We start from the raw sequence: 13,581 nt of genomic DNA on the forward strand, positions 1-13,581 counted from the left end.
CTTTAATGATCATTCATCGATTTCTGTTACTTCGTCTGACGCGTTCAACTCAAGTTTGACGGAACCACCGACGCGGACGTCATCATCTTGTTCCATGTTTGATGCACGAGAGTATGACTTTTGTGCACCGTTTTGTTCGATAATGATCTCTTGATTCGTTATTTTAGCGAGCGTGCCGCGGACTTCTTGCTCCCGTGCATCGTCACGGTCTTCGTCGCGTGTAGCATTACGATCCTCGTCGTCATCGTCACGGTCGATTTCACGGACTTGACCGTCCGCATTCAATTCGATTTTTACGATATCCCCAGATTTCGCAGCGTCGCGTTCCGCACGATCCGCAATCGCGTAGACCGTCTCTTGTCCATCTTGTTCGAGTGTCAATTCACTTTGTGATAGGGCACGAAGGATGCCGTATCGTTCATTCGCATCATCCGATGAATCATCTGAGCGATTGCCATCGTCCTCTCGGTCATTCCGATCATCTTGATCTTCTCGCTCAAGTTCCGTGATTTGCTGATTCGCATTCAGATCGATTTTGACCCAATCGCCTTCTTGCACGGCTTCGCGTTCGACTGACGAAGCAAAGTCATACGTCTGAGTGTCACCGTTGACGTCAATCGTCATCGAACGATCCGATACTTTTTGCAATGTGCCTTCGATTTCTTGATCGTCACGCATCGAAGCAGGAAGCTTTTGTTCGACTTGGCGCGAAGCAGCTTCGACTTTTTGCTCTGCCTGCTGTGAAGTGGTGACCGTCGAGTTGACGAGAGAGTGTCCTGGACCTGTGAAGAGGAGAAACGCTCCGGCTCCTGTTAAGACTGTACCCGTTACGGCAAGTGTAGCGATTCCTTTTTTGAAACGTTTATTCCCTTTATCTGTTCGTTTTTCAGTCATGATGATGTCCTCCTTTAGTAGTGGCTGTTGTTCTTATACATAGAATAACCAGACCATGTGAAAGGAAGCTGAGGAACAGATTAGAATTTGATGAGAATTAGATTGTTTTGATGACTCGGGCTGGATTTCCACCGACGACGCTGTTTGCCGGTACATCCTTGACGACGACACTACCTGAGGCGATGACAGCATTATCTCCGATCGTCACACCGGGATTGATGACCGCACGTCCACCGATCCAGACATTATTTCCGATGACGACCGGTTTTCCGAATTCATAACCGCTGTTGCGCTCGACAGGATCGAGTGGATGGGTCGCAGTATAGATATGTACTCCTGGAGCAAGCATGCAGTTGTCACCAATCGTAATCGGGCAAATATCGAGCAAGACACAGTCATAATTGGCATAAAAGCGAGCCCCTAATGTGATGTTATAGCCATAATCACATTTAAAGGTCGGTTCAATGTAAAAGTCGGCTTGCTCCGTCTGGAATAATTGTTGAAGAAGTGCTTTCCGTTTAGTCCCATCATGAACACTCAATTGATTGAACTCATAACAGAGCGATTGTGCTCGGATACGGTCAGCTACGAGTTCCGGATCTTGTGCTAAGTAGAGTTCCCCTTGAATCATCTTTTCTTTTTCAGTCATCTGATTCACTCCTTCATCGTTAATACTTTCATTAGACTAAATGGTACCCGGTGATGCAACTGATATCCCGTTAAGATATACGTAAAGGGGGCTGACTCAAAAAAGAGTGACTCGTCTTTTCACGCCCTTTCCTCAGGCGAGACACAAGCCAGCTTTCCTGCTTTCTTCAGCAGGAAAGCGGGTCTTGTTTGTCTCTGACAGCGCAAAAATGCGCTTTTTCCTGTAGGAGTCGCGTGTAACGAGCACTTCTTTTTTTACGAGAAAAGGGTGGCAGATTATCATTCTGCCACCCTGGTCTTTGTAGAAACTGACTTTTGAGTCATTCCCGTCAAATGCAATTCTTATGCTAATTCGATTCCGCCTGTGACACCATAGATTTGCGCTGTAACATAGCTCGCAGCGTCTGAAGCGAGGAAAACATACACATCCGACAGTTCGACCGGTTGACCACTGCGCTTCAGTGGTGTTTCCTGTCCGAACTCTGGAATGTTCTCGCTTGGCTGACCGCCCGAGATTTGAAGTGGTGTCCAAATCGGACCAGGTGCGACGGAATTGACACGGATTCCTTTTGGTGCGACTTGTTTAGCGAGTCCGCGCGTGAACCCGTTGATGGCAAACTTCGTCGATGCATAATCCAAGAGGTTCGCGCTTGGGTTGTATCCTTGAACGGATGTCGTCGTGATGATCGAAGCCCCTTCTTTTAAGAGTGGCAATGCTGCTTTGACGACCCAGAAGAGGGAGAAGACATTGATTTCGTATGTCTTACGTAATTGCTCCGTTGACAGGTCGAGAATATCTTCGACAGCTTGTTGTTTACCTGCAACAAGCGCCAAAATGTCGAGTCCACCGAGCGATTCGTGTGCTTCTTTGACGAGTTGTCCACAGAACGCTTCATCACTTAAATCACCAGGTAAGAGATATGCTTTTTGTCCCGCTGCTTCAACGAGTGCTTTAACCTCTTCCGCATCCTGTTGTTCTTCCGGTAAGTAGTTGAGCACGATGTCAGCTCCTTCACGAGCGTAGGCGATGGCTGCTGCTCGGCCGATGCCGGAGTCGCCACCCGTAATCAGTGCTTTTTTGCCGATCAATTTGCCAGAGCCTTTATAACTCTCTTCGCCACAATCGGGAACAGGTTCCATTTTTGCTTGAACCGCTGGTGCGTCCTGATATTGTTTTGGGAAATCGTCATTGAAGTATTGGGTTAACGGATTTTTCGATGCAGCCATGTAAACATTCCTCCTGAAAGTTGGTTTTGGTATAGGGTGTATGTTCCCTCAACAGGTCGGATTAAACGTTTCTGATGATAGTAAATTTGGAAATTGATGGTTTACACTAGAAAAAGAGGAGTGTGAAGAAGATGATTACTGGATTGTATGAAGCTCATTTACCGGTCAAAGAACTTGAACGATCGATTATCTTTTACGAAAAATTAGGTCTAGCATGTGTGTTCCGAAATGAACGCGTCGCTTTCTTTTGGATCGAGCATGGCAAGAGTTGGTTAGGTTTATGGAAAGCTGGTCAAGCCGAGTTACCGTATCATCCATCGATTCGACATGTGGCGTTTCGGATGGAGCAAGAAAATATCGATAAAGCACAGGACTGGTTAAAGGAGAGAGGGATTGAAGTCCGATCCGCCTTTGGTGTAGCGGCAGCCGATCAACCGCTTGTTCTCGATAACCATCCACATGCGCACGCGGCGATCTACTTCGAGGATCCAGATGGAAATTCACTCGAGTTGATCGCACCGTTACGCTTTGACATGGAAATAGTGAATGGCACGATGCCGTATCAAGACTGGCAACATCTATTTGAGACTGAATCGGAGAAAAAGACGATATAACTGGTGTTTTCATTAAAACGATTCGAGACGAACAAAAAAGTGCAATCCTTCTCGTTAGAGAAAAATTGCACGTTGTCTTCAGTCTAAAACAAGCAACGATGATTCGTTGCTTGTTTGATTGATCGTGTAATGCGCTTAGACACGAGCGGATTGACGTTCATTCATCGCTTGCAGAGCTGCTTGGTTCAGCAAGTTCCACGGTTTGTTGTAGTGCGGTTGGAAGAAGAAGTCGACGAAAGCGAGCTCTTCAAGTGTCATATCATTTTGAATGGCGACTGACAGTGTGTTCATCGCCTGTGTCAAATCCACTTTTGAGATGATTTGTGCACCGACGACACGATGGGTTGCTGTCTCGAAGACGAGCTTCAATTGGACGTCTTCTGCTGTTGGCATGAACTCTGGGCGATACGCATCTGTAACTGTCGTGCTACTCACTTCGAGTCCGAACAAGGGTGCCGCTTCTTCTGTCAAACCAGTCGACGCGATGTTCAAATCATATAGGCGAAGACCAGATGTGCCTTGTGTTCCTTGGTAACGAATCTTTGGTGCGCGTAAGTTTTTACCGATTAATGTTCCCATCCGGACAGCATTCGTTGCAAGTGGAATATAGGCATGTGTCCGAGCTGGATTGTAATAGACGGCACAGCTGTCACCAGCAGCAAAGATGTTCGGGTTGCTTGTCCGCATATAATCGTCAACGATGATGGCACCGTTCGGTAGCATGTCGACCTGTCCTTTTAAGAGTTCCGTACTTGGGCGGAAACCGACACAGAGAATGACGAGGTCCGTTTCAAACGTTCCTTTGTCTGTGACGACGTGTGTCACGGCGCCGTTTTCCCCTTTGAAGCTTTGGACGGTTTGTCCGAGTTCGAGGCGAATACCACGGTCTGTCAATTCACGTTCGATGACGTCAGTGAACGAGCGGTCGAGGTATTTGTTGAGAATGCGATCCGCACTATCGATGAACGTGACGTCTTTTCCGTATGCTTCAAACGCTTCGACGAGTTCAGCACCGATATACCCTGCACCAACGACTGTGATCCGCTCTGCATCTGTCGCTTTTTCAATGATTGTTTGAGCGTGGTGATAGTTTTTACAGAGCTCGATCTGATTCAATTCGATGCCGGGAAGCATCGGAATGATTGGCCATGATCCAGTCGTCATGATGAGTTTATCGTACGTATCGTGAACGACTTCACCAGTCATGAGGTTTTTCGCAACGATCGTTTGGCGTTCACTATCGATTTCAAGTACATCATGTTTCAGACGCATCTCAGCGCCGAGTTCAGCGAGTTCACTTGGTGATGAGTAGAAAAGCGATTCCGCATGTTTGACGACACCACCGACGTGAAGCGCGATTCCACAAGAGAGAAACGATACATTGTCATTCCGCTCATAAACGGTGATCTCGACGTCTTGTTGTGAAGCGAGTTCTTTGACTGCTGCTGTTCCTGCGTGTGTACATCCGATGACTGCTACTTTCATGGGTAAAGTCTCCTTTGTGTTTTGTTTGTGATAAATATCACATTCATTTGATATACTTAGTGTAATCCTTCACAAGGTCGTTTTCAAGTAGTTTGTTCAACATTGAGCATAATCTTGTCTAAATTGTGAATGAGTGAGCAAAAGTGTTTGGATTATGTGAAGAATGCGTAAAACTGTTTTAGTTACTGAAATTCGGGTTATAATGAAAATAGATTTTTAATGAAGGGGTGGAAACCGATGGATACCGAGAGGACCAATCATCTATTCAGCTTACCTGATTTTTAGCAGTACCGGTCATAACGAACAGACGGTAATGGCTTATAAAAATCAGGGAGAGCGAAAATAGATGAATACCCAAACGGGACGTATAAAACCTCTCCCACGATGTAAACGGGAGAGGACAATAAAACATGAAACGAATCGCAACCATCTTAACCGGGACGCTGATCATGGCGTTCGGTTACTACACATTGAATGAACAGTTCGGATTAGCAGAAGGCGGCTTTATCGGATTATCGTTGCTCGGTCGATACTTTTTTGATATCAATCCTTCGATCTCAATGATCGTGCTCGATATTCCATTTTTCATCGGTGCCTTGTACTTCAAAGGGAAACGTTTCGTCAGCGAAGCGTTACTCTCAGCAGGTGCGTTATCAGTCTTTTATGAGATGTGGCACCGACTCGATTTGTTCCACTTTCCAGAACAGGCTTGGCCAGCGACGCTCATCGCAGCGATCGCTAGCGGAATCGTGACCGGATATGGTCTCGGACTTGTTTTGAAAAGTGGAGCGGCAACAGGTGGAGACGATTTGCTATCGATGGGACTCAGTAAACTGACAGGTCTATCGATCGGAACGATCTTGTTCGGACTCGATGCCATCGTGTTAATCATCTCACTCGTCTATCTGCCGCTCAGCTTAACGTTATATACGTTACTGGCTGTAGCGATCGCTGGACGTGTCGTGGCTGTCATGACACGGGAGCCTGTCATCGTACCGGCACCTGTCGTACAAAAAGTCACGCAGTGAGACAGATGAATGTCTAAAAAAATCATGTATCGGATTCGACATCGTCGAGTCCGATTTTTCAGGTTCATGGATTAGAAAAACGAAAGGAGAAGGATGAGATGATTCGACAAGCACATGCTTCTGAAGCGCAACAGATTGCCCCGTTGATTGAGCAGGCGATTCATGAGATTGCTGAGACACTGACGGGAACGAAAAAGCGGGAGGAAGTTTTAGAGCGACTCGCGTACTTCGTCGCTGAAACAGGAAACCGATTGAGTCATGAAAACATCCTCGTGAAAATCATCGAGGGTGAAGTAGCAGGTATCGTCATTGCATATGCCGGGACGGATGCGAAACGACTCGACGAACCGATCAAAGCACAACTGAAGCGCTGGACGGGTCAAGACGTCCGGATCGACGTCGAGACGGAAGGACCGGTCTATTACTTGGATACTTTATCGGTTGACGCGCGTCATGGTGGAAAAGGAATTGGAACGGAATTATTGCAGGCAGCAGCGGAAGAAGGGGAAAAGCGAGGACTACAAGCGTTCACCTTAAACGCTGATCAAACGAATGCAGGAGCACAGCGACTGTATCGTCGTCTCGGCTTCGAACCAGTCCGGACGATTGAAATCAGCGGCGGTACCTTTGATTATATGGAACGTCGTTACGATACGCAGCAATGAAAAAAACCATATCGATTTCCACGGTGTTATTCGGGAATCGACATGGTTTTTCGTATGGGTGTAGTCGTGCCGTCAAGGCGTTAATTGATACAGCATCGCTTGCGCGTCTTCTGGTTCGTAGCGGGCATCACTCGTGAAGCGGACGACTTGTTTGACTTTTGGTCGTACGCCTTGAGCGTGGAGGCGCTCGAGCAATCGACCAGTCACGTAACTCTGGTCGGATTTTGGTTCTGCGTTCCATTTACTGATCGATCCGATCGGAACGATCGCGGCATCCGGTCGTTCGGACTGGAATTGGCGAGCTTCCTCGTCGGTAAAGACTGTCGCGCCGATTGGAAGAGTCGCTACGTAACGCGCCAGTTCAATCGTTGCCGGAGGACGCGTTGCTTGCTCGTTTAACGCGAGGCTACCGATCGTCAACTGAATGACTAAAAACGGCAGATACATCCGCAACGGAAGCTGACGGATCAACCAGATGAGTAGCAATAGGACAAGCGGTAAGACATGACGGGGTTTATCGATATTTTGTCCGAGCCAGACCCAGACGAAATAGAGTCCAGCCGTCGCTCCCCAAGCGACATCGACCGCCCAACGTTTTCGTAAAAACAGCATCAGTCCTGACACTAGTCCGATCCACGTGCCATAGCCGATCCCATGCCAGAAGAGTTGCTGAAGTGTTTGAACAAATCGTTGAACGATAGAAGCGTCATCGGTCTGAGCAGAACCACCCCAATCGGAAAAATGACCGCTGACGAAGCGAAGTGATAATTGAAGAAACGAGTAGGGTCCACCGACAGAAAAAGCGACCGGTAGCAACCAAGCAAGCTGCGCCAGAACAAGAAGGGCGCACTCGGATAAGAGTTGCCAGTAATCCTTTCGTACCTGCCACAGCAGGACAAGCAACATGAAACCAAATGGCGCGTAGGATAGGCGAGTCGCCATCAGTAAACCGAACAGAAGATACGGAAGCCAGCGACGAATCTGATGCCGTGCGCGTTCGATGCTCCAGCCGTACCAGACGAGTAGTCCGAGGGCGAGCCCATCCGACATCCCTGTCGCAGCAAACGTCACGAGTGAGGCAGTGGAGAGAACGGTAAAGGCAGCGATCAGTCGAGCCGTATCATAGGCATGACGGCGAAAGAGCGAGTAAAGTGGCAAGAGCGCACTTGCCAGTCCTAGTGTAGAGACGAGTCCGAGCGCTTTGACAGGTATCATCAGCGGCAGAAACAGATTGGCAAATAAGATGAAAAAGGGATAACCCGGAAAGTGCGGACGTAAATCAGCCAGATCATAATCGGTCACAGCTAACGTGAAGTTCGCAATATCGTAGCTCGCGATGAAGGGACTGACGTAACTGATCCGTAAACCAATCCAGCCACCGATAAATAGCAACGTGATCCAAAAAAGCGATCGTCCACGCGGACGTGAACGATCGCTTCGGACGGTCAAGAAACCTCCTGTAAGGACTTTGATGACTTCGATGGTTTGTTTTGACGGAGCAACATCCAACCGGCAAAGGCGAAGTAGCCCCACCAAGCGACGACTTGTTCGAGCGAGGGGTTATGGCTGTATCCGAACATCGCACCCATGAACGTTCCGATCTGTCCACTGATCAATGTTGAATTTCCTGTATCACGCAAGTATTGCACCTGATCGATATAGTGCTCCGGCATGAAGCCGACGATATTGTATACAGCAGCTGGTGTGCCATCAGCATTCATCAAAAGACTACCGAGCAAACCAAGATCTTGGAAGCGTCCAATCGTTTGGACGAGCATGCCGGCTGCGATGAATAGAATGAGTACACCCGTCACTTGGAAGAAGCGTTTGACGGGAATCTTCATAGAGCCGGAAACGAATAAGTATCCGAAAATCAAGGCGAGTAACAGACCGGAAACCGCACCGTAACTCGTTAGTACTTTTTCGATTTCCCCACCTGAGATGGCAGCGAAGAAGAAGACGGTCTCAATTCCTTCTCGAACGATGACGAGGAAGGAGTGGATGATCATCGTGATGGCACTACCCGTCGAGACGGCAGCTGCGACCTTCGCTTGGGAGGCTTTTTGATTCTCTTTCGCTTCTTTTCCCATCCAGAGGACCATGTGTGTCAAGAGCAGGACGGAGACCATCATGATGCCGAGACGAAGATACGTATCGCTTCCGAAGCTCGCAAAACTCGTAAAAACGACTTGGAACAGGAACGCGACACCAAGGCTAGCGAGAAGTGCCAACCCGACACCTGCGTAGACCCACTTTTTATATTGTGGAGCGTTCAATCGATCGAGATAACCTAAAATCAACCCAACGATGAGAACAGCCTCGAGACACTCCCGAAGCGTAATCAAAAACGCTTGAAAATCCATCTGTCTTCCTCCTTATGAGCGGCGTTTCTTCTTCCATTGACCAATGACGACGATGACGATGAGGACGATGACGAGTCCAAGCGCAATCAATTTCCAAATCGCGTCCGTTCCGAACGTTTGACCGAGGAAGGAGTCTTCTTCTGTGAAGACGCCTGTTTTTTCTTCACCCGGCAGGACGAAGAGAGGCGTCAACGTATCTTCGATCATCGTAATGTTTTTCTTGAAGGATTCTTCATCACTCGCTTTTTTCCCGACCCCAAACAGACCAGGATTTCCGAGTGCCTTTAATGATTCATCAAATGCAGTATACACGTCATCGGATGTTTGTGCATTCTTGCTTTCCTTGACGTAAGGTGCGAGCACATCGTATGTCCCGCGGGCTTTCGCGAGTAAGAGTTTCGCTTGACCGAAGTCCTCGAACTGCTCTTCAGCAAAGTGCAGGCGACGTTCGATATTTTGGCGGAGAGCGACGCGATACGCTTGTTTGGCAGCCTCGGCATCTTCTTGTTCGAGAGCCGTGTCGATCTTCGCTTTCGCTTCAGGGAAATACAGTTTGAATTCTTTATCATAGGCGGCAAGCGTCTCTTTCGCAAGCGCGTAATCCTTGGCATCGATTTGTTCTTCAAATTGTTTATAGGCTTCCGCAAAAGCTTCCTTTCCTGGGTCTCCGTAACTATAAGCGGAAACCGTGGAAGTGCTCACGAACAGTGAGAGCAGGAGGAGCGGTAGCAAAAGAAGGCGTTTCATCCGAGGTGCTCCTTTCGTTCCATGCGTTCTTCAACGCTAAGCTGTGTGATCGGTCGTCGCCACTCCCGGTAAATCGCTGGGAGGACACGTTGGACATAATTCAGACGGATAAAGGACTTTCCTGCTTCCCGGACCCGATAACGAATCGGAACTTCGTGAAGGCGGAAGCCTTTTCGGACGAGATTGAGGGTCAATACTTGGGCATAGTTATAATCGTGAATGATCTCAGCATGGTGACACGCTGCGCGTGAAAAAGCACGCATCCCACTTTGACCATCATGGATTTTACGTTTCAATAAAAGGCATTGCAACCACGTGAAGACATGATTCCCGATATAGCGATAGAGCCGCATCCCGTCGACGGTACCGAGGAAGCGGGAACCGAATACGTAGTCGGCCTGATCGTGTAAGATCGGTCGCACGATATCTGGAATTTGATCGGCAGGATATTCGTTATCCGCATCAATCATGACAGCAACATCAGCGCCGAGTTCGTAGGACTGGCGGAGTCCTTCCCGGACTGCAGCGCCGAGTCCTTGATTTTGTTCGAACCGATAGACATGTGCGCCGTGTTGACGCGCAATCGTACTCGTCGCATCCACTGAGCCGTCGTCGATGACGAGGGTCTCGACTGGAATGCCGTCAATCATGTCCGGAATTCGTTTTAAGACGAGCGGGAGCGACACTTCCTCATTGTGGGCCGGTAAAAAGACGATGATCTTCATTTAGACTTCGCCTCCTTGAACGCTTCTGTCAACAGCACACCACGGCTATCGTGCGGGATGTCTGCCCCTAGGACTTTTGTGATCGTCGGTCCGAGTGACAAGATATGGCGGTGCGTATCCACTTTCAGACCGGCATGAACGTTCTTACCATACATCCAGAACGGAACGAACCGTTCGCCTTCATCCAAGTGACCGTGTCCACCGATTCCGTCCGCTTGACCGTGATCTGCCATGACGATGAGTGTCGCATCCTCGAGTTTACCGAGACGATCGAGCTCCTCACAAAATTCAGCGAGTAATGCATCCGCTTCTTCGATTTTTTGAACATACTCGGAATAGAGGGTGCCCCGACTGTGTCCTGTTTGATCCGTTCCGATCAACTGAATCGCGAGCAGATCCGGATCCTCTTCATGGACGATTTGTTTGGCACGTTCTATGATATTTCGATCCGCGACATCGTTATGCATGACCGCCGTGACGGTCCGTACATCGGTTGAACCGAACGCATCGACAAGGTGCGCGATGCCAAGAATTTTTCCTGATTTATTGACGGCACGGAGACGATCGAAGACAGTATCCGTTTTAACACCGATCGTATTCCAGACCATGTTCGAATGAATGCCGTGATCTTCTGGGCGAGCACCCGTGAACATCGAACTGAAGCAGACGACGGTCCGGGCAGGGTAGACAGTCTCCATATTCGTATATTCCGTTCCTTCCTGACGCAATCGTTCGAGGAACGGCGTGTTTGCTGCCATGTAGCGATCTTTACGCATCCCGTCGACAATCAGAACATAGACTTTTTCTGAAATCGGAAGATCGGCATCTGCCGTCATTGCCTCGGGCAACTTCGGTTTCCAGTCGAACAGGTAGTGATGTAGGATCCATGCAAAGACGAATAGACCAATTGGGAACCAGACGAACGTCATGTCGAGTGTCGATGCGTCACCTGCCGTCCACCAGTACATGAGCAACAGAGCAACCTTAGGCAGTTGCTCCTGCGCGTTACCACTTGTCGAATCACTATTCTTCAGAACGAGTTTCCAAAAACGCGTGAAGTTCGTCCAGCGCGTTCCGATCCGGAGATGATAATAGATCGTTCCCCAGAAAAAAATCGTAAAGAAGAAATAGAGACCTGCGCCATAGGCGAACAAAGGTAAGTAATCTGCATTCGTACCCCGAAGGAACAGCCAAACGATGACCGGGATCCAAAGGTAATTTCGTAAAAATAACGGAAAGTCATAACGCCAAAGCAAGATGAATAAAGGAAGCGTCACGATGAAACCAAGACCAGCTTCTGCGAGTGGCATCTGCGTCCATAAGGCGTACGTCAAGAATACGCCGATCGTAAAAATGGGTGTGAAGGGTTTTCCTTCATTGAGTAAGTTCCAGGCGCGTGCTGCGACTTTTTCAAAGCGAGAAGCACTTTTCATCGTCTTCCTCCTTTCCAATCAGTGTATTTGAGCTGACGAACCAACAACCGAAGTGTAGCCGGATGCCGAATGAGAACGTACAGCGGGATGAGAAAAGCAAAGGCATATTTAAAGAAGTGCGTCATCAAGGCAACATCGTACGCATGAGCAATACCGGCTTGCCGTAACACCGTACCCATCGCGAGTTCGTACGTACCGAGTCCACCCGGCGTGAATTGAATCACACCAGACAGGACACCGGCACTCATCGCAATCAATGTCGTCGGGAAGGACACATCGATACCTGCTCCGTGCAAGAGGAGGAAGACGGCGAGTGCCTCGACGGCCCAAGCGAGCGTTCCGAACAGGACGAGCGATGGGAGATGCGGGACATGTCGACGTAACACGAGCAATAACGCGGTCGCAAGGAGCGCGACGAGCAAGACGATCGGGTGAAACAACCAACCAATCAAAATGAAGGTACACAGAACGATCAAGTCAATACTTCGTTGTAAGACGAAAATCGCGCTCGTCTGTTTCCAGGGACTTCCGACGGCTCTTGCTGTCACGAGTCGGATCATCTCTCCGAGTTTGACCGGTGAGAGGTGATTGATCGTCAGTCCGAGATACAGGCTCGACAGGTATACAGCAGTCGGTGCACGTTTTGCATCGGCGCGGCGCCAGGCGACCGCGCGTAAATAAAAGGCGATTGCATACGTCAAGGTCGCAAGGATCGTCCACGGACTCTTGAATAAAGCCTCAATGTACCGATAAGAGACCGGTAACTCCAAGAAAAAACGGAGCAGTAAAAAGATGACAAGCCCGGTAAGCGTCAGGTACAGAAACGTTCGAATCAGCGGTTTTGATGCCACGCGATCACCTGCTCCAGTCCAAGATCGATCTCGATTGACGGTTGGTAACCGAAGGCTTCCTGTGCCGCCGTCGTATCACTCCATGTCATCGTCACGTCCCCGCGTCGTGCAGTTTGAGTCTTCACAGGCACATTAAACCGTTGACCGATCCGTTCAGCTAGCGTGCGGACGGAGAATGGCTGATTCGCACCGAGGTTATACGTCCCGACTGCACGAGTCAGCAACGCCTGTTCCATTCCGCGGGTGATGTCATCGATATACGTGAAGTCACGGATTGGATCACCGAAGACGGTGAGTGTCTCTCCGCGTAATGCCTGTTCGATGAATCGAAACAGCGCCATATCAGGACGACCTGATGGACCATAGACTGTAAAGAAGCGAAACAGCGTCACATTTACATCATATAAATGAGCATAAGCATGACAAAAGCTTTCAGCGCTATACTTCGCTGCCGCGTAAGGACTGGCGACATGTCCCGTTGCCTGTTCCTCTTTGAGCGGACCCGTCTGCTCCCCGTAAACGGAAGACGAAGACGCGAAAAAGACATGCGGCATGCCATGTCTTTTTGCGGCTTCTAACAAGGTCACCGTCATATCGATGTCCTCACGAATATAGTGATGCGGTTCTTCGAGCGAATGCGGAACACCTGGAAGAGCTGCGAGATGGAAGACGGCGTCGAACGATGTCTTCATCCAGGCGTCGAGATCGTGATGAACGTCACCCGTCGTAACGGTAACGCCGGCACGTCTTAGTTCATCTGCTCGTTCTTCTTTTAACTGGACATCATAGTAGTCCGTGAAAGCATCAAGGACATGGACGGTATGGTGTTGCTGGAGCCGGAGGGCGAGGGCGGCGCCAATGAAGCCGGCACCTCCTGTGATTCCGATATTCATCTTATCCC

14 protein-coding genes are annotated in these 13,581 nt (G+C 49.1%); 3 read left to right on the forward strand and 11 right to left on the reverse strand.

Annotated elements, in window-relative coordinates; translation table 11 throughout:
* Positions 1-9: 9 nt before the first annotated feature.
* The 3 genes from KNQ08_RS14310 to KNQ08_RS14320 all read right to left on the reverse strand — a co-directional run bounded on the left by KNQ08_RS14310 (position 10) and on the right by KNQ08_RS14320 (position 2,769).
* Positions 10-894, reverse strand: coding sequence for a hypothetical protein (locus tag KNQ08_RS14310; protein ID WP_251133431.1), 885 nt, complete (start codon positions 892-894; stop codon positions 10-12).
* A 97-nt stretch (positions 895-991) separates the two neighbouring features.
* Positions 992-1,543, reverse strand: coding sequence for a maltose acetyltransferase domain-containing protein (locus KNQ08_RS14315; protein ID WP_035395634.1), 552 nt, complete (start codon positions 1,541-1,543; stop codon positions 992-994).
* 341 nt (positions 1,544-1,884) lie between these two features.
* Positions 1,885-2,769, reverse strand: coding sequence for an SDR family oxidoreductase (locus KNQ08_RS14320; protein WP_029342871.1), 885 nt, complete (start codon positions 2,767-2,769; stop codon positions 1,885-1,887).
* A 131-nt stretch (positions 2,770-2,900) separates the two neighbouring features.
* On the opposite strand from KNQ08_RS14320, the gene KNQ08_RS14325 reads away from it, so the two are divergent.
* Positions 2,901-3,383, forward strand: a complete 483-nt coding sequence (locus KNQ08_RS14325; RefSeq protein WP_149427989.1) for a VOC family protein — start codon at positions 2,901-2,903, stop codon at positions 3,381-3,383.
* 135 nt (positions 3,384-3,518) lie between these two features.
* On the opposite strand, the gene KNQ08_RS14330 is transcribed toward KNQ08_RS14325, so the two are convergent.
* Positions 3,519-4,868, reverse strand: a complete 1,350-nt coding sequence (locus KNQ08_RS14330; protein WP_058713917.1) for an FAD-dependent oxidoreductase — start codon at positions 4,866-4,868, stop codon at positions 3,519-3,521.
* Positions 4,869-5,278: 410 nt separating this feature from the next.
* Between KNQ08_RS14330 and KNQ08_RS14335 the strand changes: the two genes are divergently transcribed.
* The gene (locus tag KNQ08_RS14335) at positions 5,279-5,896 is read left to right on the forward strand and encodes a YitT family protein (RefSeq protein WP_058265694.1); all 618 of its coding nucleotides are present in this window, start codon (positions 5,279-5,281) and stop codon (positions 5,894-5,896) included.
* Between the two features lie 98 nt (positions 5,897-5,994).
* Positions 5,995-6,561, forward strand: a complete 567-nt coding sequence (locus KNQ08_RS14340) for a GNAT family N-acetyltransferase (protein WP_149427988.1) — start codon at positions 5,995-5,997, stop codon at positions 6,559-6,561.
* A gap of 72 nt (positions 6,562-6,633) precedes the next feature.
* Here the strand turns inward: KNQ08_RS14340 and KNQ08_RS14345 are convergent, their stop codons facing one another.
* The 7 genes from KNQ08_RS14345 to KNQ08_RS14375 are packed head-to-tail and all read right to left on the reverse strand — an operon-like array spanning position 6,634 to position 13,573.
* The gene (locus KNQ08_RS14345; RefSeq protein ID WP_149427987.1) at positions 6,634-8,010 is read right to left on the reverse strand and encodes a hypothetical protein; all 1,377 of its coding nucleotides are present in this window, start codon (positions 8,008-8,010) and stop codon (positions 6,634-6,636) included.
* On the reverse strand, positions 8,007-8,924 hold the full coding sequence (locus KNQ08_RS14350) for an FTR1 family iron permease (RefSeq protein WP_029342865.1): 918 nt from the start codon (positions 8,922-8,924) through the stop codon (positions 8,007-8,009). The genes KNQ08_RS14345 and KNQ08_RS14350 overlap by 4 nt, the downstream gene beginning before the upstream one ends.
* Positions 8,925-8,936: 12 nt before the next feature.
* Positions 8,937-9,671: a hypothetical protein gene (locus tag KNQ08_RS14355; protein WP_244290068.1), complete on the reverse strand. Its 735-nt coding sequence runs from the start codon at positions 9,669-9,671 to the stop codon at positions 8,937-8,939.
* A complete protein-coding gene (locus KNQ08_RS14360) occupies positions 9,668-10,396 on the reverse strand; it encodes a glycosyltransferase family 2 protein (protein ID WP_050678465.1) in 729 nt (242 codons plus the stop codon). Before KNQ08_RS14360 ends, KNQ08_RS14355 begins: the two co-directional genes overlap by 4 nt.
* On the reverse strand, positions 10,393-11,829 hold the full coding sequence (locus KNQ08_RS14365; RefSeq protein ID WP_214806188.1) for an alkaline phosphatase family protein: 1,437 nt from the start codon (positions 11,827-11,829) through the stop codon (positions 10,393-10,395). Before KNQ08_RS14365 ends, KNQ08_RS14360 begins: the two co-directional genes overlap by 4 nt.
* The gene (locus KNQ08_RS14370) at positions 11,826-12,680 is read right to left on the reverse strand and encodes a lysylphosphatidylglycerol synthase domain-containing protein (protein ID WP_214806189.1); all 855 of its coding nucleotides are present in this window, start codon (positions 12,678-12,680) and stop codon (positions 11,826-11,828) included. Before KNQ08_RS14370 ends, KNQ08_RS14365 begins: the two co-directional genes overlap by 4 nt.
* Positions 12,662-13,573: an NAD-dependent epimerase/dehydratase family protein gene (locus KNQ08_RS14375; protein ID WP_149427984.1), complete on the reverse strand. Its 912-nt coding sequence runs from the start codon at positions 13,571-13,573 to the stop codon at positions 12,662-12,664. Before KNQ08_RS14375 ends, KNQ08_RS14370 begins: the two co-directional genes overlap by 19 nt.
* Positions 13,574-13,581 lie beyond the last annotated feature (8 nt).

Source organism: Exiguobacterium sp. s46, assembly GCF_018618875.1.
In the GTDB taxonomy this organism is placed as follows: Bacteria; Bacillota; Bacilli; order Exiguobacteriales; family Exiguobacteriaceae; genus Exiguobacterium_A; species Exiguobacterium_A abrahamii.

Excerpts from the sequence above, each read along its gene's own strand:
- KNQ08_RS14360 (WP_050678465.1), bottom strand. The coding sequence starts at position 10,396 with ATGAAGATCATCGTCTTTTTACCGGCCCACAATGAGGAAGTGTCGCTC.
- KNQ08_RS14335 (WP_058265694.1), top strand. The coding sequence starts at position 5,279 with ATGAAACGAATCGCAACCATCTTAACCGGGACGCTGATCATGGCGTTC.
- KNQ08_RS14320 (WP_029342871.1), bottom strand. The coding sequence starts at position 2,769 with ATGGCTGCATCGAAAAATCCGTTAACCCAATACTTCAATGACGATTTC.
- KNQ08_RS14340 (WP_149427988.1), top strand. The coding sequence starts at position 5,995 with ATGATTCGACAAGCACATGCTTCTGAAGCGCAACAGATTGCCCCGTTG.
- KNQ08_RS14350 (WP_029342865.1), bottom strand. The coding sequence starts at position 8,924 with ATGGATTTTCAAGCGTTTTTGATTACGCTTCGGGAGTGTCTCGAGGCT.
- KNQ08_RS14310 (WP_251133431.1), bottom strand. The coding sequence starts at position 894 with ATGACTGAAAAACGAACAGATAAAGGGAATAAACGTTTCAAAAAAGGA.
- KNQ08_RS14315 (WP_035395634.1), bottom strand. The coding sequence starts at position 1,543 with ATGACTGAAAAAGAAAAGATGATTCAAGGGGAACTCTACTTAGCACAA.
- KNQ08_RS14355 (WP_244290068.1), bottom strand. The coding sequence starts at position 9,671 with ATGAAACGCCTTCTTTTGCTACCGCTCCTCCTGCTCTCACTGTTCGTG.
- KNQ08_RS14375 (WP_149427984.1), bottom strand. The coding sequence starts at position 13,573 with ATGAATATCGGAATCACAGGAGGTGCCGGCTTCATTGGCGCCGCCCTC.
- KNQ08_RS14330 (WP_058713917.1), bottom strand. The coding sequence starts at position 4,868 with ATGAAAGTAGCAGTCATCGGATGTACACACGCAGGAACAGCAGCAGTC.
- KNQ08_RS14325 (WP_149427989.1), top strand. The coding sequence starts at position 2,901 with ATGATTACTGGATTGTATGAAGCTCATTTACCGGTCAAAGAACTTGAA.
- KNQ08_RS14365 (WP_214806188.1), bottom strand. The coding sequence starts at position 11,829 with ATGAAAAGTGCTTCTCGCTTTGAAAAAGTCGCAGCACGCGCCTGGAAC.